Annotated in this window: 11 protein-coding genes; 5 read left to right on the top strand and 6 right to left on the bottom strand. The window is 72.2% G+C overall.

All coding sequences use genetic code 11. The features are described from left to right. Window positions 1–110: 110 nt before the first annotated feature. The 4 genes from ACQY0Z_RS00110 (at window position 111) to ACQY0Z_RS00095 (ending at window position 4,886) form a co-directional block, all read left to right on the top strand. Window positions 111–1,505, top strand: coding sequence for a cation:dicarboxylate symporter family transporter (locus tag ACQY0Z_RS00110; protein ID WP_439811649.1), 1,395 nt, complete (start codon window positions 111–113; stop codon window positions 1,503–1,505). Window positions 1,506–1,735: 230 nt separating this feature from the next. Continuing rightward, window positions 1,736–2,164 carry a MerR family transcriptional regulator gene (locus tag ACQY0Z_RS00105; protein WP_189904599.1) on the top strand — a complete coding sequence of 143 codons (429 nt, stop codon included), beginning with the start codon at window positions 1,736–1,738 and terminating at the stop codon, window positions 2,162–2,164. Continuing rightward, window positions 2,161–2,484: a thioredoxin family protein gene (locus ACQY0Z_RS00100; protein WP_439811648.1), complete on the top strand. Its 324-nt coding sequence runs from the start codon at window positions 2,161–2,163 to the stop codon at window positions 2,482–2,484. Before ACQY0Z_RS00105 ends, ACQY0Z_RS00100 begins: the two co-directional genes overlap by 4 nt. 170 nt (window positions 2,485–2,654) lie before the next feature. Beyond that, on the top strand, window positions 2,655–4,886 hold the full coding sequence (locus ACQY0Z_RS00095; RefSeq protein WP_439813333.1) for a HelD family protein: 2,232 nt from the start codon (window positions 2,655–2,657) through the stop codon (window positions 4,884–4,886). A 15-nt stretch (window positions 4,887–4,901) separates the two neighbouring features. Here the strand turns inward: ACQY0Z_RS00095 and glgB are convergent, their stop codons facing one another. From glgB to ACQY0Z_RS00075, 4 genes are all read right to left on the bottom strand, one after another. Continuing rightward, window positions 4,902–7,136 (bottom strand): 1,4-alpha-glucan branching enzyme, encoded by a 2,235-nt coding sequence (gene glgB, locus ACQY0Z_RS00090; protein ID WP_439811647.1) that lies wholly within the window; start codon window positions 7,134–7,136, stop codon window positions 4,902–4,904. 484 nt (window positions 7,137–7,620) lie between these two features. Continuing rightward, window positions 7,621–9,030: a maltokinase N-terminal cap-like domain-containing protein gene (locus tag ACQY0Z_RS00085; RefSeq protein WP_189904595.1), complete on the bottom strand. Its 1,410-nt coding sequence runs from the start codon at window positions 9,028–9,030 to the stop codon at window positions 7,621–7,623. 110 nt (window positions 9,031–9,140) lie between these two features. Further along, window positions 9,141–10,841, bottom strand: coding sequence for a maltose alpha-D-glucosyltransferase (gene treS, locus ACQY0Z_RS00080; RefSeq protein ID WP_189904593.1), 1,701 nt, complete (start codon window positions 10,839–10,841; stop codon window positions 9,141–9,143). Continuing rightward, window positions 10,838–13,024 (bottom strand): alpha-1,4-glucan--maltose-1-phosphate maltosyltransferase, encoded by a 2,187-nt coding sequence (locus ACQY0Z_RS00075; RefSeq protein WP_439811646.1) that lies wholly within the window; start codon window positions 13,022–13,024, stop codon window positions 10,838–10,840. The genes treS and ACQY0Z_RS00075 overlap by 4 nt, the downstream gene beginning before the upstream one ends. A gap of 760 nt (window positions 13,025–13,784) precedes the next feature. Between ACQY0Z_RS00075 and ACQY0Z_RS00070 the strand changes: the two genes are divergently transcribed. Beyond that, on the top strand, window positions 13,785–16,403 hold the full coding sequence (locus tag ACQY0Z_RS00070; protein ID WP_254586528.1) for a glycosyltransferase family 1 protein: 2,619 nt from the start codon (window positions 13,785–13,787) through the stop codon (window positions 16,401–16,403). 446 nt (window positions 16,404–16,849) lie between these two features. On the opposite strand, the gene ACQY0Z_RS00065 is transcribed toward ACQY0Z_RS00070, so the two are convergent. Both ACQY0Z_RS00065 and ACQY0Z_RS00060 read right to left on the bottom strand, forming a co-directional pair. After that, the gene (locus ACQY0Z_RS00065) at window positions 16,850–17,371 is read right to left on the bottom strand and encodes a DUF1990 domain-containing protein (protein ID WP_189904427.1); all 522 of its coding nucleotides are present in this window, start codon (window positions 17,369–17,371) and stop codon (window positions 16,850–16,852) included. Window positions 17,372–17,462: 91 nt separating this feature from the next. Next, entirely contained in the window at window positions 17,463–19,115 is a 1,653-nt protein-coding gene (locus ACQY0Z_RS00060; RefSeq protein ID WP_254586527.1) for a M4 family metallopeptidase, read from the bottom strand. Between the last annotated feature and the right edge of the window lie 188 nt (window positions 19,116–19,303).

Genomic DNA, 19,303 nt, shown 5'->3' with positions numbered 1-19,303 from the left:
AAGGGTGACCACGCTCACAAGGCACGACATAGTCACCGCGTTCCCCGAACCATCCCCCGGACGTGAGCCGCACGCCGGTGATGCCGACGACGACGTCAAGGAGGGCCGCCGTGACCAGCACCGCCGATACGGCACCAGCCGCACCCGAGGCCAAGCGGGACCGCACGCACTATCTCTACATCGCGGTGATCATCGCGGTCGCCCTCGGCGTCGCCGTCGGCCTGATCGCGCCGGACTTCGCGGTCGAGCTGAAGCCGATCGGCACCGGCTTCGTGAATCTGATCAAGATGATGATCTCGCCGATCATCTTCTGCACCATCGTGCTGGGCATCGGGTCCGTGCGGAAGGCCGCCAAGGTCGGCGCCGTGGGCGGCATCGCCCTCGGCTACTTCATGGTCATGTCGGTGGTGGCGCTCGCCATCGGCCTGGTCGTCGGCAACATCCTGGAGCCGGGCAGCGGCCTCGCGATCACCGACGCGGTGAAGGAGACCGGCCACGCGCAGATCGACGCGGAGGCCAAGGACACCACCGAGTTCCTGCTCGGCATCATCCCGACCACGATCGTGTCCGCCTTCACCCAGGGCGAGGTGCTGCAGACCCTGCTGATCGCCCTGCTGTGCGGCTTCGCCCTGCAGGCCATGGGCAACGCGGGCCGGCCGATCCTGCGCGGCATCGAGCACATCCAGCGGCTGGTCTTCCGCGTCCTCGCCATGATCATGTGGGCGGCCCCGGTCGGCGCGTTCGGCGCGATGGCCGCGGTCACCGGCTCGGCCGGTCTGGACGCGCTGAAGAGCCTCGCGGTGCTGATGCTCGGCTTCTACGTCACCTGCGTGCTGTTCATCTTCGTGGTGCTCGGCGCCATGCTGAAGATCGTCGCGGGCCTGAACGTGTGGACCCTGTTCAAGTACCTGGGCCGTGAGTTCCTGCTGATCCTGTCCACGTCCTCCTCCGAGTCCGCGCTGCCGCGGCTCATCGCGAAGATGGAGCACCTGGGCGTCAGCAAGCCGGTGGTCGGCATCACCGTCCCGACCGGCTACTCCTTCAACCTCGACGGCACCATGATCTACATGACCATGGCCTCGCTGTTCATCGCCGACGCCATGGGCACGCCGATGTCGGTCGGCGAGCAGATCCCGCTGCTGCTGTTCCTGCTGGTCGCCTCGAAGGGCGCCGCCGGTGTCACCGGCGCCGGCCTCGCGACCCTGGCGGGTGGTCTCCAGTCGCACAAGCCCGCCCTGGTGGACGGCATCGGCCTGATCGTCGGCATCGACCGCTTCATGAGCGAGGCCCGCGCGCTGACCAACTTCGCGGGCAACGCGATCGCCACGGTGCTCATCGGCACCTGGACGAAGGAGATCGACAAGGAGCGGGTCGCCGAGGTGCTGGCCGGACGCGCCCCGTTCGACGAGCGCACGCTGCTGGACGACCACGGCGACGGCGCCGGCCCGGACGACGACGCCGAGGTGTCCGAGCCGGGCGGCGAGAAGGAGCTCGCCAAGGCCTGACCCCAGGCCCTCCGCACCCCGGCCGGCCGGTCCGCACCCCCGTCGGCCCGGCCGGCCGGTCCCGGAGGCCCGACCCCCCTGAACGGGCCTCCCGCCGGGCTCCGGACTCCTCCCCCGAGAGTCCGGCGCCCGGCCTTTTGCCGTTCCCGGCTCTTCCCGCCCCCGGCTTTTCCCGTCCCCGGCCTTCCGCGCTTGCCCTGACGCCGACGTCAAGCCGTACGTTCGACGGCATGCGAATCGGCGAGCTGGCCGCACGCGCCGGGACCACGACGCGGACCCTGCGGTACTACGAGTCCCGCGGGCTGCTGCCCGCGCGCAGGGACACGAACGGCTACCGGACCTACGACGAGTCCGACCTGAGGCTGCTGCGGCAGATCCGCACGCTCCAGGACTTCGGGTTCGGCCTGGAGGAGACCCGGCCGTTCGTGGAGTGCCTGCGCGCCGGGCATCCCGAGGGCGACTCCTGTCCGGCCTCGCTCCAGGTCTACCGGCGCAAGCTCGGTGAGCTGGACGCGCTCATCGCCGAGCTGGGCGCGGTGCGGGAGCAGGTCGGGCGGCAGCTGGCGCGGGCGGAGGCGGCCCGTGCGGCGCTCGCCGCCGACGCGGCGGTCCCGGGAGGTCCGGAACCGGAGTGCGAACTGGGAGGGGGACCGCGATGAGCGGCGTGCCCGAGGTGACCGACGCGGATTTCGCGGAGGAGGTGCTGGGCGCCGGACTTCCGGTGCTGGTGGAGTTCACCGCCGACTGGTGTCCGCCGTGCCGGCAGATGGCGCCGGTGCTGCGTGAGCTGGCCGCGGCGGAGGAGGGCCGGCTGAAGGTCGTCCAGCTGAACGTGGACCGCAATCCGGCCACGACGAACGCGTACAAGGTGCTGTCGATGCCGACGTTCATGGTGTTCAGCGACGGGGAGCCGCTGCGCTCCATGGTCGGCGCGCGGCCGGGGCGGCGGCTGCGGGAGGAGCTGGACGGCGTGCTCTGACCCGCCGCCCTCTGTACGAAGAAAACCCCCGGGCAATTGCGCCCGGGGGTTTTCCTTGCGTATATTCGTCCATTCACGCCTTCGTTATGAGAAGTCGCGAAGAAGTTCAGTGAGCACAGTATATCCGGGCGGGAGTGGAATTGTCAAACACCGAATTTCCGGACGATGAATTGCGGCACGAACAGGAATTCATCGACGGACTGTACGCACGGGTGGACGTCCTGCGGGGCGACGCCGAGGCCGGTGTGGCGGACGCCCTCGCCCAGGGCCACACCCCCCGGCAGGCCCGGCTGGAACGGGACATCCTGGTCGCCGAGCGCTCCGGGCTGCTCGCCGCGCTGAACGCGGTGGACGGCTCGCTCTGCTTCGGCCGCATCGACCTCGCTTCCGGGCACACGCACCACATCGGACGCATCGGCCTGCGCGCCGACGACGACGAGCGCACCCCGGTCCTCATCGACTGGCGGGCCGACGTCGCCCGCCCGTTCTACCTGGCCACCGGCCACACCCCGATGGGGCTGCGCCGCCGCCGGCACATCGCCACCGAGGGCCGCCGCGTCACCCATCTGCACGACGAGATCCTCGACCTCGGCGACGACACCCGCACCGGCCACGAGGACCCCACCGGCGACGCCGTGCTGCTCGCCGCCCTCAACTCCGCCCGCACCGGCCGCATGGGCGACATCGTGCGCACCATCCAGGCCGACCAGGACCGCGTCATCCGCGCCCCGCACCGGGGCGTCATGGTGGTCGAGGGCGGCCCCGGCACCGGCAAGACCGCCGTCGCCCTGCACCGGGCCGCGTACCTGCTCTACGAGCACCGCGAGCTGCTGGCCCGCCGCGCCGTCCTGATCGTCGGACCCAACCCGGCGTTCCTCGGCTACATCGGGGAGGTGCTGCCCAGCCTCGGCGAGACCGGCGTGCTCCTCGCGACCGTCGGCGAGCTGTTCCCGGGCGTGCGGACGACCCGCACGGACACCCCGGAGGCCGCCGAGGTCAAGGGGCGGGCGGAGATGGCCGGCGTGCTCGCTGAGTACGTCCGCGACCGGCAGACGCTGCCCGACCCGGTCATCGCGATCGAGCACGACCGCGAGATCCTGATGCTCGACGACGGCCTGGTGAACGTCGCCCGGGAGCGCACCCGCGCCACGAAGCTGCCGCACAACGTGGCCCGCGAGCACTTCGAGGGGCACATCCTCAACACGCTCACCGACATGCTCGCCGAGCGCATCGGCACCGACCCGTACGACGGGTCCAACCTGCTCGACCCGAGCGACGTCACCCAGATCCGCGACGAGCTGGCCGAGAACCCCGAGGTGTGGTCCGCGATCGACCAGCTCTGGCCGCGGATCACCCCGCGGCGGCTGGTCGCGGACTTCCTCGCCGCCCCGGAGGGCTACCTCTCCGACGAGGACGCCGCCGCCGTCCGCCGCCCGGTCACCCGGCACTGGACCGTCTCCGACGTGCCCCTCCTCGACGAGGCCGCCGAACTCCTGGGCGAGGACGACCGGCTCGCCCGCGAACGCGCCGAACGCGAGCGGCAGCGGCAGATCGCCTACGCGCAGGGCGTGCTGGACGTCTCGTACGCCTCCCGCACCTTCGAGTTCGAGGACAAGGAGGAGGACGACCCCGAGTCCTCGGAGGTGCTGTCCGCGCACGACATCATCGACGCCGAGCGGTTCGCCGAGCGGCACGAGGAGGACGACCACCGCAGCGCCGCCGAGCGCGCCGCCGCCGACCGCACCTGGGCGTTCGGCCACATCATCGTGGACGAGGCGCAGGAGCTGTCCCCGATGGCGTGGCGGCTGCTGATGCGGCGCAGCCCCACCCGGTCGATGACCCTGGTCGGCGACCCGGCGCAGACCTCGGAGGCCGGCGGCGTCGGCTCCTGGGAGGGCATCCTCGGTCCGTACGTCGAGGACCGCTGGGAGCACCACCGGCTCGGCGTCAACTACCGCACCCCCGCGGAGATCATGGAGGTCGCCGCGGCCGTGGTCCGGGACGCGCACCCCGGCTTCGAGCCGCCCAGCTCGGTGCGCGCCACCGGGGTGAGGCCGTGGGCCCGCGCCGCCGCCGACCTGCCCGCCGCCACCGCCGACGCGGTCAAGGAGCTCGCCCCGGAGGAGGGCCGCCTCGCGGTCGTCGCCCCGCGCGAGCTGCACCGCGCCCTGGCCGCCCGCCTGGACGGGGTGACGGCCGGCGCCGAGCCGGACCTCACCCACCAGGTGGTGCTGCTCGACCCGCGCCAGGCCAAGGGGCTCGAGTTCGACTCGGTCCTCGTGGTCGAGCCGGGCCGCTACGGCACCAGCGACCTGTACGTGGCCCTCACCCGCGCCACCCAGCGGCTCGGCGTGCTGCACACCGAGCCGCTGCCGGAGCCACTGGCCAAGGCGCTCGCGTGACCGGCGCGCCCGCCGTCAGGCCGGGCGCAGCCACACCGTCGCCAGGGGAGGCAGGGTCAGCCGGATGCTCGCCGGCAGACCGTGCCACCCCTGCGGCTCCGGCTTCACCGGGTCCGGGGTGGTGACGTCGGAGCCGCCGTAGCGGGCCGCGTCGGTGTTCAGGGCCTCGTGCCAGGCGGGCACGTCGTCCGGGACGCCGATGCGGTAGTCGTGCCGCACCACCGGCGCGAAGTGGGACACCGCGAGCAGCGGGGAGCCGTCGGCGTCGTACCGAAGGAACGCGAGCACGTTGTCGTCGGCGGCGTCCCCGGCCACCCAGCGGAAGCCGGCCGGCTCGGTGTCGTACTGCCACAGCGCCGGGGTGGCGCGGTACACGGTGTTCAGGTCGCGCACCAGGTCCCGCACCCCGCGGTGGTCGGCCTCCGCGCCGTAGTGCGGGTCGAGCAGCCACCAGTCCGGGCCGTGCGCCTCCGACCACTCCGCGCCCTGCGCGAACTCCTGCCCCATGAACAGCAGTTGCTTGCCCGGATGGGCCCACATGAAGCCCAGGTAGGCGCGCAGGTCGGCGCGCTGCCGCCACCAGTCGCCGGGCATCTTCGACACCAGGGACCGCTTGCCGTGCACCACCTCGTCGTGGGAGATCGGCAGCACGTAGTTCTCGCTGTACGCGTACACCATGGAGAACGTCATCTCGCCGTGGTGGTACTTGCGGTGCACCGGCTCGTGGCTCATGTACTCCAGCGAGTCGTGCATCCAGCCCATGTTCCACTTCAGCCCGAAGCCGAGGCCGCCGAAGCCGCTCGGGCCGCGGTGGTGGGTGGCGCGGGTGACGCCGTCCCAGGCGGTGGACTCCTCGGCGATCGTCACCACCCCCGGCACCCTGCGGTACACGGTCGCGTTCATCTCCTGCAGGAACGCCACCGCGTCCAGGTTCTCCCGGCCGCCGTGCTCGTTCGGCGTCCACTGGCCCGGCTCGCGCGAGTAGTCCAGGTAGAGCATGGAGGCGACGGCGTCGACCCGGAGGCCGTCGACGTGGAACTCCTCGCACCAGTACAGGGCGTTGGCCACCAGGAAGTTGCGCACCTCGCGCCGCCCGAAGTCGAACTCCAGGGTGCCCCAGTCGGGGTGCGCGGCGCGCAGCGGATCGGAGTGCTCGTACAGGGGGCGGCCGTCGAACTCGGCCAGCGCCCACTCGTCGCGCGGGAAATGGGCCGGCACCCAGTCCATGATCACGCCGATGCCGGCCTGGTGCAGGGCGTCCACGAGGTACTTGAAGTCGTCCGGGGTGCCCATGCGTGCGGTCGGCGCGTAGAAGCCGGTGACCTGGTAGCCCCAGGAGCCGCCGAAGGGGTGCTCGGCTACCGGCATCAGCTCGACGTGCGTGAAGCCGAGGTCCCTGACGTACGCGGGGAGCTGGTCGGCGAGCTGCCGGTAGGTGAGGCCCGGCCGCCACGACGGCAGGTGCACCTCGTAGACGGACAACGGCGCCCGGTGCGCGGGCACCTCCGCCCGCTGTTCCAGCCACTCCGCGTCGTTCCACTCGTGGTGCGACGCCGTGACGATCGAGGAGGTGGCCGGGGGGACCTCGGTGCGGCGGGCCATGGGGTCGGCGCGCAGGGTCTTCGTGCCGTCGGGGCGGGTGATCTCGAACTTGTACAGTTCGCCCTCGCCGATGCCCGGCACGAACAGCTCCCACACGCCGGACGAGCCCAGCGAGCGCATGGGGTGGCCGGTGCCGTCCCAGAAGTTGAACGAGCCGGCGACCCGTACGCCCTGGGCGTTCGGCGCCCACACCGAGAAGCGGGTGCCGTCGACGCCCTGGTGGGTCGTGGGGTGCGCGCCCAGCACCGTCCACAGCTGCTCGTGGCGGCCCTCGCCGATCAGGTGCAGGTCCAGCTCGCCGAGTGTGGGCAGGAAGCGGTAGGCGTCCTCCGTCTCCAGCTCGGCGCCCTCGTACGCGACGCGGAGCCGGTACGCGGGGACGTCCCGGAGGGGGAGCAGGCCGGAGAAGAAGCCGTCGCCGTCGTCGTGCAGGGTGACGGTCATGCCGCCGGACACCACGGTCACCGCTCGGGCGTACGGGCGGAAGACGCGGAAGGCGATGCCGCCGGGGACGGGGTGGGCGCCCAGGACGGAGTGAGGGGCGTGGTGGGTGCCGTGGAGGAGGCGGTCGCGGTCGCCGGCGTCGACGGCGGGGGAGACGGCGATCTCCGCCTCCGGCGGGGCGAACTGGGGCGGGTTTTCCGGCACCGGTGCCGTGGGTGCCGCCGGTGCTGTCCCCGAGGCGCCCCGAGCGGTGCCGCCTGCGCCCACCCTCCCCCACTCTCGGCTTCGCTCGAGCGGGGGGACCCCCGTCGCCCCGGCGGCACGACTGCCCGCGGGCTGCGGGGCTGCGCCGGCGGCGCGCCTGTCCGCGGGCTGCGGGGTCGCCCCCGAGCCCCGACCGTCCGCGGGCTGCGGTGCGGTCCCTGAGCCGCGTGTGTCTGCGGGCTGCGGTGCGGCGCCTGAGCCGCGTGTGTCTGTGGGCTGCGGTGCGGCGCCTGAGCCGCGTGTGTCCGTGGGCTGTGGAGCCGGCGCCTTCGCAGCCGGGGCGGGCTGTTTCTTCGTGGGCTTCTTCTTCCGTGCCGGCGTCCGGGGCTCGGTGTGGCGGGCGTCGGCCGGGTGCTCCGGGAAGGGACCGCTGGGCTCGGGGCGGGGGGTCACGGGGAAGCCTCCTGGGCGCGGGTCGGGTGGGTCAGGTGGAGTCGGCCGAGGCGAGCCGGCGCAGGGCCGCCATCGGCACGGGCAGCCAGTCGGGGCGGTGGCGGGCCTCGTACACCGCCTCGTAGACCGCCTTGTCGGTCTCGTACGCGCGCAGCAGCACCGGCTCGGTGCGCGGGTCACGGCCGGCGGCCTCCGCGTACCCGGAGCAGTAGGCCGCCCGGCAGTGGGTGGCCCACTCCGGCTGCGGCGGGTCCGCGGTGCGCGCCGCGTAGTCGAAGGAGCGCAGCATGCCCGCCACGTCCCGCACAACCGGCTGCGGCATCCGGCGCTCCGCCAGCGGCCGGGCCGGCTCGCCCTCGAAGTCGATCAGCGACCACGTGCCGGCCGGGGAGCGCAGGCACTGCCCGAGGTGCAGGTCGCCGTGGACCCGCTGGGCGGTCCAGGTGCGGCCCTCGGACGCGAGGTCGTCCAGCGCGGTGTACGCCGAGCGCAGACCGTCCGCGTACGGCCGCAGCGCGGGCACCGCGTGCACGGCCGCCTCAAGCCGCTCGGTCATGCCGTCGACCAGGGCCCGCATCTGCACATGACCCAGGGTGACCGTGGGCAGGGAACGTGCCAGCGCGGTGTGCACCTCGGCGGTGGCGCGTCCGAGGGACCGCGCCTCGGCGACGAAGTCCTCCCCCTTGGCCAGCTCCCGCAGCGCCAGCTCCCAGCCGTCGGTGGCGCCCTGCACGAACGGCTGGAGCACCCCCAGGACGTACGGCTCGCCCGGACCCGGGGTGTCCTCGGCGTCGGCGACCAGCCAGGCCGTCGGCGGGGGCACCCGGGGGCAGCCCTCGCGGGCCAGCGCCAGCGGCAGCTCCAGGTCGGGGTTGATGCCGGGCACCACGCGGCGCATCAGTTTCAGGATGTAGGTGTCGCCGTAGACGACCGACGAGTTCGACTGCTCGGCGGTCATCAGACGCGGCACGAGTCCGGCCCGTATCTCCTGGCGCGGGTCGCGCTCGAAGCGAAGCCCGCCGATCCGGGCCTGGGTGCGCAGGGCCTCCAGGAGCAGGTCGGCGGGCCGGGTGTCGTGCAGGGCCTCGTAGACCGTCCGTCCGGCCAGCGGACCCTGCGACACATGACCGATCAGCGCGGGCGCCAGCCGGGGCGGCAGCGCCTCGCGCACGCCTATGAACAACTGGTAGCAGTCACCCGGCAGCTCGGGCCCGCCATGGCCGGGCAGGAGCGGCTGATGGGCGCGCACCAGCAGGTGGTAGAGGCCGAGCTTGGCCGTGGCCGGCAGCAGCTCGGTGGCCGCGACCAGGTCGAACCCGGTGACCGGGCGGCCCTTCCCGGCGAACCAGCGCTGCCTCGGCAGCCACTCCCGCAACAGTGGATCGAGTGACGCAAGGAGGCCGGGCGGGGTCGTGACGGTGCGTGTGACGGCTTCCGACATGGCGTCGCGTCCTTTCCCCTCTGTCGGCGCGCCACGGGGCGCCGCCGGTGGGCGGGGTGTTACTCATGCGTGCCCCGGGCGGAGCGGGAGAAACCGCCCCGCCCCGGGTTCTACGCGGCGTCCTTCCGGAGCCGGAACCAGTAGAAGCCGTGCCCCCCGAGCGTCATCAGGTACGGCAGCTCGCCGACGGCCGGGAACCGCACCCCGCCGAACAGCTCCACCGGGTGCCGCCCCTCGAAGGCGCTGAGATCCAGTTCCGTGGGCTGCGCGAAACGGGAGAAGTTGTTGACGCAGAGAACCAGGTCGTCCTCGTACTCGCGGAGGAAGGCGAGGACGGCGGGGTTGGAGGAGGGAAGCTCGGTGTAGGAGCCGAGGCCGAACGCCGGGTTCTGCTTGCGGATCTCGATCATGCGCCGGGTCCAGTGGAGCAGCGACGACGGCGAGGCCATGGACGCTTCGACGTTGGTGACCTGGTAGCCGTAGACGGGGTCCATGATCGTGGGCAGGTAGAGGCGGCCCGGGTCCGAGGACGAGAAGCCCGCGTTGCGGTCCGGGGTCCACTGCATCGGCGTGCGGACGGCGTCGCGGTCACCGAGCCAGATGTTGTCGCCCATGCCGATCTCGTCGCCGTAGTAGATGATCGGCGAGCCCGGCAGGGACAGCAGCAACGCGTTGAACAACTCGATCTGGTTGCGGTCGTTGTCGAGGAGGGGGGCGAGGCGCCTGCGGATGCCGATGTTGGCGCGCATGCGGGGGTCCTTCGCGTACTCGGCCCACATGTAGTCGCGTTCCTCGTCGGTGACCATCTCCAGGGTCAGCTCGTCGTGGTTGCGCAGGAAGATGCCCCACTGACAGCCCGACGGGATGGCGGGGGTCTTGGCGAGGATCTCGGAGACCGGGTAGCGCGACTCGCGGCGCACCGCCATGAAGATGCGGGGCATCACCGGGAAGTGGAACGCCATGTGGCATTCGTCGCCGCCGGCGGCGTAGTCGCCGAAGTAGTCGACGACGTCCTCGGGCCACTGGTTGGCCTCGGCGAGGAGCACGGTGTCCGGGTACTGGGTGTCGATCTCCTTGCGGACCCGCTTCAGGAACGCGTGCGTCTCCGGCAGGTTCTCGCAGTTGGTGCCCTCCCGCTGGTACAGGTACGGCACCGCGTCCAGCCGGAACCCGTCGATGCCGAGGTCGAGCCAGAACTTCAGCGCGGAGATCATCTCCTCCTGCACGGCCGGGTTCTCGTAGTTCAGGTCCGGCTGGTGCGAGAAGAAGCGGTGCCAGTAGTACTGCTTGCGTACGGGGTCGTACGTCCAGTTGGAGGCCTCGGTGTCGACGAAGATGATCCGGGCGTCCTGGAACTGCTTGTCGTCGTCGGCCCACACGTAGTAGTCGCCGTACGGACCGTCGGGGTCGCGCCTGGACTCCTGGAACCACGGGTGCTGGTCGCTGGTGTGGTTCATGACGAAGTCGATGATCACGCGCATGCCGCGCTGATGGGCGGAGTCGACGAACTCCACGAAGTCGGCGAGGTCGCCGAACTCGGGAAGCACGGCGGTGTAGTCGGCGACGTCGTAACCGCCGTCCCTGAGCGGCGACTTGAAGAACGGCGGCAGCCACAGGCAGTCGACGCCGAGCCACTGCAGATAGTCCAGCTTGGCGGTCAGACCCTTCAGGTCACCGATGCCGTCCCCGTTGCTGTCCTGGAAGGAGCGGACGAGGACCTCGTAGAAGACGGCGCGTTTGAACCAGTCGGGGTCCCGGTCCTTGGCGGGGGTGTCTTCGAAGGTGTCCGGGACGGGTTCGTTGACGCTCATGTGGCGGATGACCCTCCGATCTGCGGGGTGGACGGTCGCAGAACCGTGCTGTGCGTCCCGGGAGGCCCGTCACCGGACCGCCCGCCGACGACGAGTACATGTGCCCCGCCCGGACCGAGACGCACATAGTTGGCACTGCCCCATTGATAGGTCTCGCCGGTGAGCTCGTCGCGCACCGGCACCGACTCGTGCCAGTCCAGGCCGAGTTGCGGCATGTCCAACGAGACCGTCGCCTCCTGGGTGTGCCGGGGATCTAGATTGGCGACCACGAGCACCGTGTTGCCGTCCCGCCGCTTCGAGTAGGCGATGACCTCCTCCTTGTCCGCCTGGTGGAAGTGGAGGTCGCGCAGCTGCCGCAGGGCCGGGTTCTCGCGGCGGATGGTGTTGAGGCGGGTGACGAGGGGGGTGATGGTGCGGCCCTCGCGTTCGGCGGCTTCCCAGTCGCGGGGTTTGAGCTGGTACTTCTCGCTGTCGAGGTATTCCTCGCCGCCCTCGCGCAGCGGGGTGTTCTCGCACAGTTCGTAGCCGCTGTAGATGCCCCACGTGGGGGAGAGGGTGGCGGCGAGGACGGCGCGGACCTCGAAGGCGGGCCGGCCGCCGTGCTGGAGGTAGGCGTGCAGGATGTCGGGGGTGTTGGCGAAGAAGTTGGGCCGCATGTAGGAGGCGGCCTCCCCCGTCAGTTCGGTGAGGTACTCCGTCAGCTCCTGCTTGGTGTTGCGCCAGGTGAAGTACGTGTAGGACTGCTGGAAGCCGATCTGGGCGAGGGTGTGCATCATCGCCGGGCGGGTGAAGGCCTCCGCCAGGAAGATGACGTCCGGGTCGGTGCCGTTGATGTCGGCGATGACGCGTTCCCAGAACACGACGGGCTTGGTGTGCGGGTTGTCGACGCGGAAGATCCGCACGCCGGTGTCCATCCAGTGCCGCAGGATCCGGCAGGTCTCGGCGACCAGGCCGTCCATGTCGGCGTCGAAGGCGATGGGGTAGATGTCCTGGTACTTCTTCGGCGGGTTCTCCGCATACGCGATGGAGCCGTCGGGGCGGTGGTGGAACCACTCCGGGTGCTTGTGCACCCAGGGGTGGTCCGGCGAGCACTGGAGGGCGAAGTCGAGGGCGACCTCCATGCCCAGGTCACGGGCGCGGGCCACGAACCGCCTGAAGTCCTCCAGCGTGCCCAGCCGCGGGTGCACGGCGTCGTGGCCGCCCTCGGGGGAGCCGATCGCCCACGGCACGCCCACGTCGTCCGGACCCGCGTCCAGGGAGTTGTTCGGGCCCTTGCGGAAGGTCGTGCCGATCGGGTGGATGGGCGGCAGGTAGACCACGTCGAAGCCCATCGCCGCGATCGCCGGGAGCCGGCGCGCGGCGGTGTCGAAGGTGCCGTGCGGCTGCTCGGGCGTGCCCTCCGAGCGGGGGAAGAACTCGTACCAGGAGCCGTACAGGGCGCGTTCGCGCTCGACGAGCAGGGGGAGCGGCTCGCTGCTGGTGACCAGCTCCCGCAGCGGATGCTTCGCCAGCACCGCGTCCACCTCCGGCGTCAGCGCCTCCGCCAGCCGGGCCGCCGCCGGGCGTTCCGTGTCGCGCAGAGCCTCCACGGCCGCGCGCAGCACCTTCCGGTCGCCGGACCCGGGCACCTGATCCGCCGCCCGCTCGTGGAGCCGGGCGCCCTCCTCCAGCACCACCTCGGTGTCGATGCCCGCCGGGATCTTGATCTGCGCGTGGTGCCGCCAGGTGGTGACCGGGTCGCCCCACCCCTCCACGGTGTACGTCCACAGGCCCGTGGCCGTCGGGGTGACGGTCGCGCCCCACCGGTCGGTGCCGGGCGCCAGCTCCCGCATCGGCGTGAACGGACCCGGATTTCCCTGCGGATCGCGCAGCATCACGTTGGCCGCCACCGCGTCGTGCCCCTCCCGGAACACCGTCGCCGTCACCTGGAACGACTCGCCCACCACCGCCTTCGCGGGCCGGCGCCCCTGCCGCACCAGCGGCCGGACGTCCAGCACGGGGATGCGTCCCACGGAGGTCTCGGGGGGCGCGGGTGACGCGGGCGCGCTCGTGCCGGACGGGGCGGGTTTCGTGCGGGAGGGGCGCCCGCGCGCCGGCGCGGTGTCGGGGCGGGCGGACGCCTTGGCGCCGGACGCCTTGGCGCCCGACGGCGAGGGGGATGACGAGTGGTGCTTGGCGGGCATGACCGCTCCTGTCCGCGTCAACGAGGGTGGGCGGATGACTGTGGGGAGGTGGGTCCTGCGGGGTCTCAGTGGGGTGTACCCGCAGGAGCCTTCCCACACCGTTCGGGTGGGCAATCCGGCCCTTTGTTAACTACTCACGCGTATGTCGACACACAAGACCGGCCGGGCCCTCCGGGCGCCCGTCGGGTCCGGAGCACGCCCGTGCTGGGTGCGTTCCCACCGGTGGCGGGTGCTTGGGAGCGCGCATGGCCGCCCGGCGCACGCGGGCGCCACCGAGTACGGGGTCACGCGCCGTGGGTGCGACGCCCGCACCGCCCGGTGACCAGCGGCTTCCCCGCCCGCCCCGGCCGTCGCCCGTCCGGCGCACGGCGACACGCCCGCGCCGTGCGCCGACGGCGGTACGTGACCGGTGGGACACGCGGGACGGAAGGGGTGCGCGGGGCCCGAACACCGGAGGTGACCTGGGTGGGAGCGCGTCGGCCGGCGGAAACGGCCGGTTTCTTGCCCTGCCCGGCGACCGGCCCGGTCCGCACGGCAGGACGCGCCTCGCGGAGCGGCGGCGCGACGCGCGGGGTGAAGTACGACAAGACCGCACATGGGGCCGGAATCGGCCATGTCCACTGTGCGGTGAATCGTTTGGACAGGGCAGGCGAGGTACCCGTGTCCCCCGGCTTCCCCCGCGGACGGTGTCCGCGCCGGTACTGTCGGCTGCGATACCCGGACGCACACCGCGTCTCTCACGAACGCGCCGAGGTGGCTTGTGAAGGCTATCCGTCGATTCACCGTCCGACCCGTGCTCCCCGAACCCCTCCGGCCGCTGAGCGATCTGGCCCGCAATCTGCGCTGGTCCTGGCACGCCGGCACCCGTGACCTGTTCCGCTCCGTCGACCCCGAACGCTGGGCCGCGGCCGGCGGCGACCCCATGCGTCTGCTGGGCAGCGTGCCGACCGAGCGGCTCTCCGAGCTGGCCGGCGACCGCGACTTCCTCGACCGCCTCGCTGCGGTCGCGGACGACCTGGACACCTACATGACCGGCGACCGCTGGTACCAGCGGCAGAGCGGCCGGCTGCCCGCCGCCGTCGCCTACTTCTCCCCCGAGTTCGGCATCACCGCCGCCCTGCCGCAGTACTCCGGCGGGCTCGGCATCCTCGCCGGCGACCACCTCAAGGCCGCAAGCGACCTCGGCGCCCCGCTGATCGGCGTCGGCCTGCTCTACCGGCACGGCTACTTCCGCCAGTCCCTGTCCCGGGACGGCTGGCAGCAGGAGCACTACCCCGTCCTCGACCCGCACGAGCTGCCCCTCGACCAGCTCAAGGAGTCCGACGGCACCCCCGCCCAGATCACCCTCGCCCTGCCCGGCGACCGCTCCCTGCGCGCCCGCATCTGGATCGCCCAGGTGGGCAGGATCCCGCTGCTCCTGCTCGACTCCGACATCGAGGAGAACGACCTCATCGAGCGCGGGGTGACCGACCGGCTCTACGGCGGCGGCAGCGAGCACCGGCTCCTCCAGGAGATGCTCCTCGGCATAGGAGGTGTCCGCGCCGTCCGCACGTACTGCGGGCTCACCGGGCACGCGGCGCCCGAGGTGTTCCACACCAACGAGGGGCACGCCGGGTTCCTCGGCCTGGAGCGGATGGCGGAACTGCGCGCCGAGGGGCTCGACTTCGACGCCGCCCTGGAGGCGGTCCGCGCCGGGACCGTGTTCACCACGCACACCCCCGTGCCGGCCGGCATCGACCGCTTCGACCGGGAACTGGTCGCCCGGCACTTCGGCCCGCACGCCGAGCTGCCGAACCTGGAGGTCGACCGCATCCTGCGGCTCGGCATGGAGACCTACCCGGGCGGCGAACCCAACCTGTTCAACATGGCCGTGATGGGCCTGCGCCTCGCCCAGCGGGCCAACGGCGTCTCCCTCCTCCACGGCCAGGTCAGCCGGGAGATGTTCGCCGGACTGTGGCCCGGGTTCGACCCCGAGGAGGTGCCCATCACCTCCGTCACCAACGGGGTGCACGCGCCCACCTGGGTCGCCCCCGAGGTGTACCGGCTCGGCGCCCGGCAGATCGGCACCCAGCGCGCGGAGGAGGCGCTCAGCATCGGCGACTCCGACCGCTGGGACTCCGTCGCCGACATCCCCGACCAGGACATCTGGGAGCTGCGCCGGTCGCTGCGCGAGCTGCTGGTGCTGGAGGTGCGGGAGCGGCTGCGGGCCTCCTGGCGGCAGCGCGGCGCCGGGACCGCCGAACTGGGCTGGATCGACGGCGTCCTCGACCCGGACGTCCTCACCATCGGCTTCGCCCGGCGCGTCCCGTCGTACAAGCGGCTGACGCTGATGTTGCGCGACCGGGACCGGCTGATGGACCTGCTGCTGCATCCCGACCGGCCGGTGCAGATCGTGGTCGCGGGCAAGGCGCACCCGGCGGACGACGGCGGCAAGCGGCTCATCCAGGAGCTGGTCCGCTTCACCGACGACCCGCGGGTGCGGCACCGGATCGTGTTCCTGCCCGACTACGGCATGGCGATGGCGCAGAAGCTGTACCCCGGCTGCGACATCTGGCTGAACAACCCGCTGCGGCCGCTGGAGGCGTGCGGCACCAGCGGCATGAAGGCCGCGCTCAACGGCGGGCTCAACCTGTCCGTCCTGGACGGCTGGTGGGACGAGTGGTTCCAGCCCGACTTCGGCTGGTCCATCCCCACGGCGGACGGCGCCGGGACCGACCCGGACCGGCGCGACGACATAGAGGCCGCGGCGCTGTACGACCTGCTGGAGCAGCGCGTCACCCGCACCTTCTACGAGCGGGGGCGCAGCGGGCTGCCGGACCGGTGGATCGAGATGGTCCGGCGGACGCTGAGCCTGCTCGGGCCGAAGGTGCTGGCCGGGCGCATGGTGCGGGAGTACGTGGAGCGGCTGTACACGCCGGCCGCGCACGCCCACCGGGCGATGAACGCGGACGCCGCGCGGGAGCTCGCCGAGTGGAAGGCGGTGGTGCGGGGGGCGTGGCACGGGGTCACCGTCGACCACGTCGAGACCTCCGTCGCCTCCGCCACCGCGGAACTGGGCAGCACGCTGGCCCTCCGGGTGCGGGTGGGGCTGGGCAGCCTGCGGCCGGAGGACGTGGAGGTGCAGGCCGTCGCGGGGCGGGTGGACGAGGAGGATCGCATCACGGATGCGGCTACCGTCCCGTTGAAGCCGGTGGGGTCGCCCGGGGCGGGGGGTGAGTGGGTCTACGAGGGCCCGCTGTCCCTCGACCGGACGGGGCCGTTCGGCTACACGGTGCGGGTGCTGCCGAGTCACCGGCTGTTGGCGTCCGGGGCGGAGCTGGGGTTGGTGGCGGTGCCACCGGAGGACGTCGCGGAGGCGGCGGGCTTATTGATGCGGTGAGTGGACGCCCCGAAGGGGCGCGGGGAACTGCGCGATCAGCCCCCGCGGGGCTGCACCCGGCATACGACGGTGCCCGGCACCGTGGTGGCCGTCGGGGGGTGTCGCGCACCTCGGGCGCAGGCGGGGGGCGCCCCGAAGGGGCGCGGGGAACTGCGCGACCGGCCCCCGCCGGGCTGCACCCGGCATACGACGGTGCCCGGCACCGTGGTGGCCGTCGGGGGGTGTCGCGCACCTCGGGCGCAGACGGGGGGCGCCCCGAAGGGGCGCGGGGAACTGCGCGACCGGCCCCCGCCGGGCCGCACCCGGCGATGCACAGTACCCGGCACCCCGGTGGCCGTGGGGGGCGTTGCGCGGCTCGGCGCTGACGAGGTGCCGCCTGCGCCCACCCGTGCCGCCCCAAGCGGCACGACTGCCCGCAGGCGGCGGGGGTCCCCCCCAGGCTGCGGCTACGCGTCCTGCACGCCCCGCGTCGCCAGGCGCCGCAGTGTCTTGCCCGCCCGGCGGGCGTACGCGTGCTGGAGGGATCGGGTGGCCGGGCCACCAGCCCGCGCGTACCAGCTCGCCGGGCGGCTGAACGCCGAGACCGTGAGCCACACCGTCCCGTCCCCGGTCCGGTGCACCACGAACGCCTCCTCACCGCTTTCCGGATGCCCGGACAGCGTCCCGTACGCCCACCCCGCCTCGCGGTACTCCTCCGCCGCCCACACCACCCGGCACGGCGCCTTCACCAGCCCCGCCAGGCTGACGGTGACGTCGACGTCCACCGCCGCCCGCTCCGCCGAGGCGTCGATGCCGACGCCCATCTCCCGGTGCATCTCAAATCCGAACAGCGCGTCCACCGCCTGGCGGAACACCTGCTCCCCCTCGCCGAGCCGCGTCCGCTCCCTCAGATGATGGAACCCCGGAGGGCAGTAGTCGGGATCCCGGCTCGCGCCGACGTGGTCGTAGGTGAAGTCCGCCGCAGACATGGGACCCAAGCCTAGGCGGTGCCCCCGAACACACCGGCGGCACCCGGAGCCGAACGCTCCGGGTGCCGCACAGCACCGGGAAGAGTCAGCCTCAGCTGACGTTGACCGCCTTCCAGGCCGCGTCGACCGCCTTGTACTCCGCGCTGCTCGCGCCGTACAGCGCGGACGCCGCGTTCAGGGTGCCCGTACGGGCCGCCTTGTAGTTGGTCGTCGACGTGAAGTACGTGGTCAGCGCCTTGTACCAGATCTGCAGCGCCTTGGCGCGGCCGATGCCGGTGACGGTGGAGCCGTCGTACGTCGGCGAGTTGTAGCTCACGCCGTTGATCGTCCTCGCGCCGCTGCCCTCGGCGAGCAGGAAGAAGAAGTGGTTCGCCGGGCCCGAGGAGTAGTGCACGTCGACCGAGCCGAGGCTGGAGGACCAGTAGTCCTTGGACGCGCCGTCCTTGCTCGGCTTGTCCATGTACCGCAGCGGCGTGCCGTCCCCGTTGATGTTGATCTTCTCGCCGATGAGGTAGTCACCCTGGTCGGTGGAGTTCGCCGCGTAGAACTCCGCGCCCGTGCCGAAGATGTCGCTGGTCGCCTCGTTGAGGCCGCCGGACTCGCCGCTGTAGTTGAGGCCCGCGGTGACGGAGGTGACGCCGTGGCTCATCTCGTGGCCGGCGACGTCCAGCGAGGTCAGCGGGTGGGTGTTGCCCGAGCCGTCGCCGTAGGTCATGCAGAAGCAGCTGTCCTGCCAGAAGGCGTTGACGTAGTTGCTGCCGTAGTGGACGCGGGAGTACGCGGCCTTGCCGTCGTTGCGGATGCCGCTGCGGCCGAAGGTGTTCTTGTAGAAGTCCCAGGTGACCTGGGCCCCGTAGGCCGCGTCCACGGCCGCCGTCTGGTCGCTGGAGGAGCTGGAGGCGGCGCCGGTGCCCCAGGTGTCGTCCGCGTCGGTGAACAGCGTGCCGGTGCCGGAGGTGCCGCGCGCCAGGTTGTACGTCTTGTGACCGCCGCGCGAGGTGTCGTACAGCTGGTACGTCGAACCGGACTTGTAGGTGCCGAGGGTGACCGTGCCGGAGTAGAGGCTCTTGCCGGTGCCGGTGTGCACGGCCTGCCACTCGTGCAGCTTCTCGCCGGTGGTGGCGTCGGTGACGACGTGCAGCTCGTTCGGGGTGCCGTCCTCCTGGAGGCCGCCGACGACGGTCTCGTAGGCGAGGACGGGCGTGCCCCCGGCGGCCCAGATCACCTTGCGGGGCGCGGAGTCGGCGCCGGTGCGCTCCGAGCCGGCCTTCTCGGCGGCGGCGAGCGCCTGCGCCTCGGCCTTGCCCGCGGCGACCTTCGGCGTCACGGAGGCGACCGCGACGGAGGTCCTCACGGCCTTGGTGACGGTTCTGGCGCCGCCCGCCGGCTCGTGCACGACCAGGTCGCCGCCGAGGACGGGCAGCCCGGCGTAGGTGCGCTCGTAGCGGGTGTGGACCGTGCCGTCGACGTCCTTGACGACGTCCTTGACGATCAGCTTCTCCTTGGCGCCGAGGCCTATCGCGTCGGCCGTCTCGGAGGCCGTGGCCTGCTGCTCCTGGATGAGGGAGGTGCGCGCGGAGGCGGAGAGCAGCACGGGGGCGCCGCCCAGGACCGGCTTGCCGGCGGGGGCGGAGTCGGCGGTCGCGGTGCCGGTGGCCAGGCCGGTGGTGAGCAGGGCGCCGGCCACGACGGCGGTGGCGGCGGCGAGGGCCGTACGGCGGCGACGCGCGTAGAGGGGAGTCACTCGAAGCTCCTTGGGGGGTGAGTGGGGGTGCCGGACGGTTGGGGGCCGTCCGGGTGGTGCACCGAGCGAGGGAAGAGTGACATCTGCGTCGCGTACATGTCATGAGGGTCTGATGATGTTGGCCGAAAACCGCTGTCCGGCCGTGTGTTGCGTGCGTGTGAACCCGCGTGACCTCGGCAAAGGCGCAA

Source organism: Streptomyces sp. P9-2 (assembly GCF_051903975.1).
Lineage (GTDB): Bacteria > Actinomycetota > Actinomycetes > Streptomycetales > Streptomycetaceae > Streptomyces > Streptomyces cellulosae.
This window is presented reverse-complemented; position numbering and strand designations above follow the sequence as displayed.

Coding starts and splice junctions, on each gene's coding strand:
- ACQY0Z_RS00105 (WP_189904599.1), top strand. CDS start 1,736: ATGCGAATCGGCGAGCTGGCCGCACGCGCCGGGACCACGACGCGGACC.
- ACQY0Z_RS00100 (WP_439811648.1), top strand. CDS start 2,161: ATGAGCGGCGTGCCCGAGGTGACCGACGCGGATTTCGCGGAGGAGGTG.
- ACQY0Z_RS00085 (WP_189904595.1), bottom strand. CDS start 9,030: ATGTCGGAAGCCGTCACACGCACCGTCACGACCCCGCCCGGCCTCCTT.
- treS (WP_189904593.1), bottom strand. CDS start 10,841: ATGAGCGTCAACGAACCCGTCCCGGACACCTTCGAAGACACCCCCGCC.
- ACQY0Z_RS00075 (WP_439811646.1), bottom strand. CDS start 13,024: ATGCCCGCCAAGCACCACTCGTCATCCCCCTCGCCGTCGGGCGCCAAG.
- ACQY0Z_RS00065 (WP_189904427.1), bottom strand. CDS start 17,371: ATGTCTGCGGCGGACTTCACCTACGACCACGTCGGCGCGAGCCGGGAT.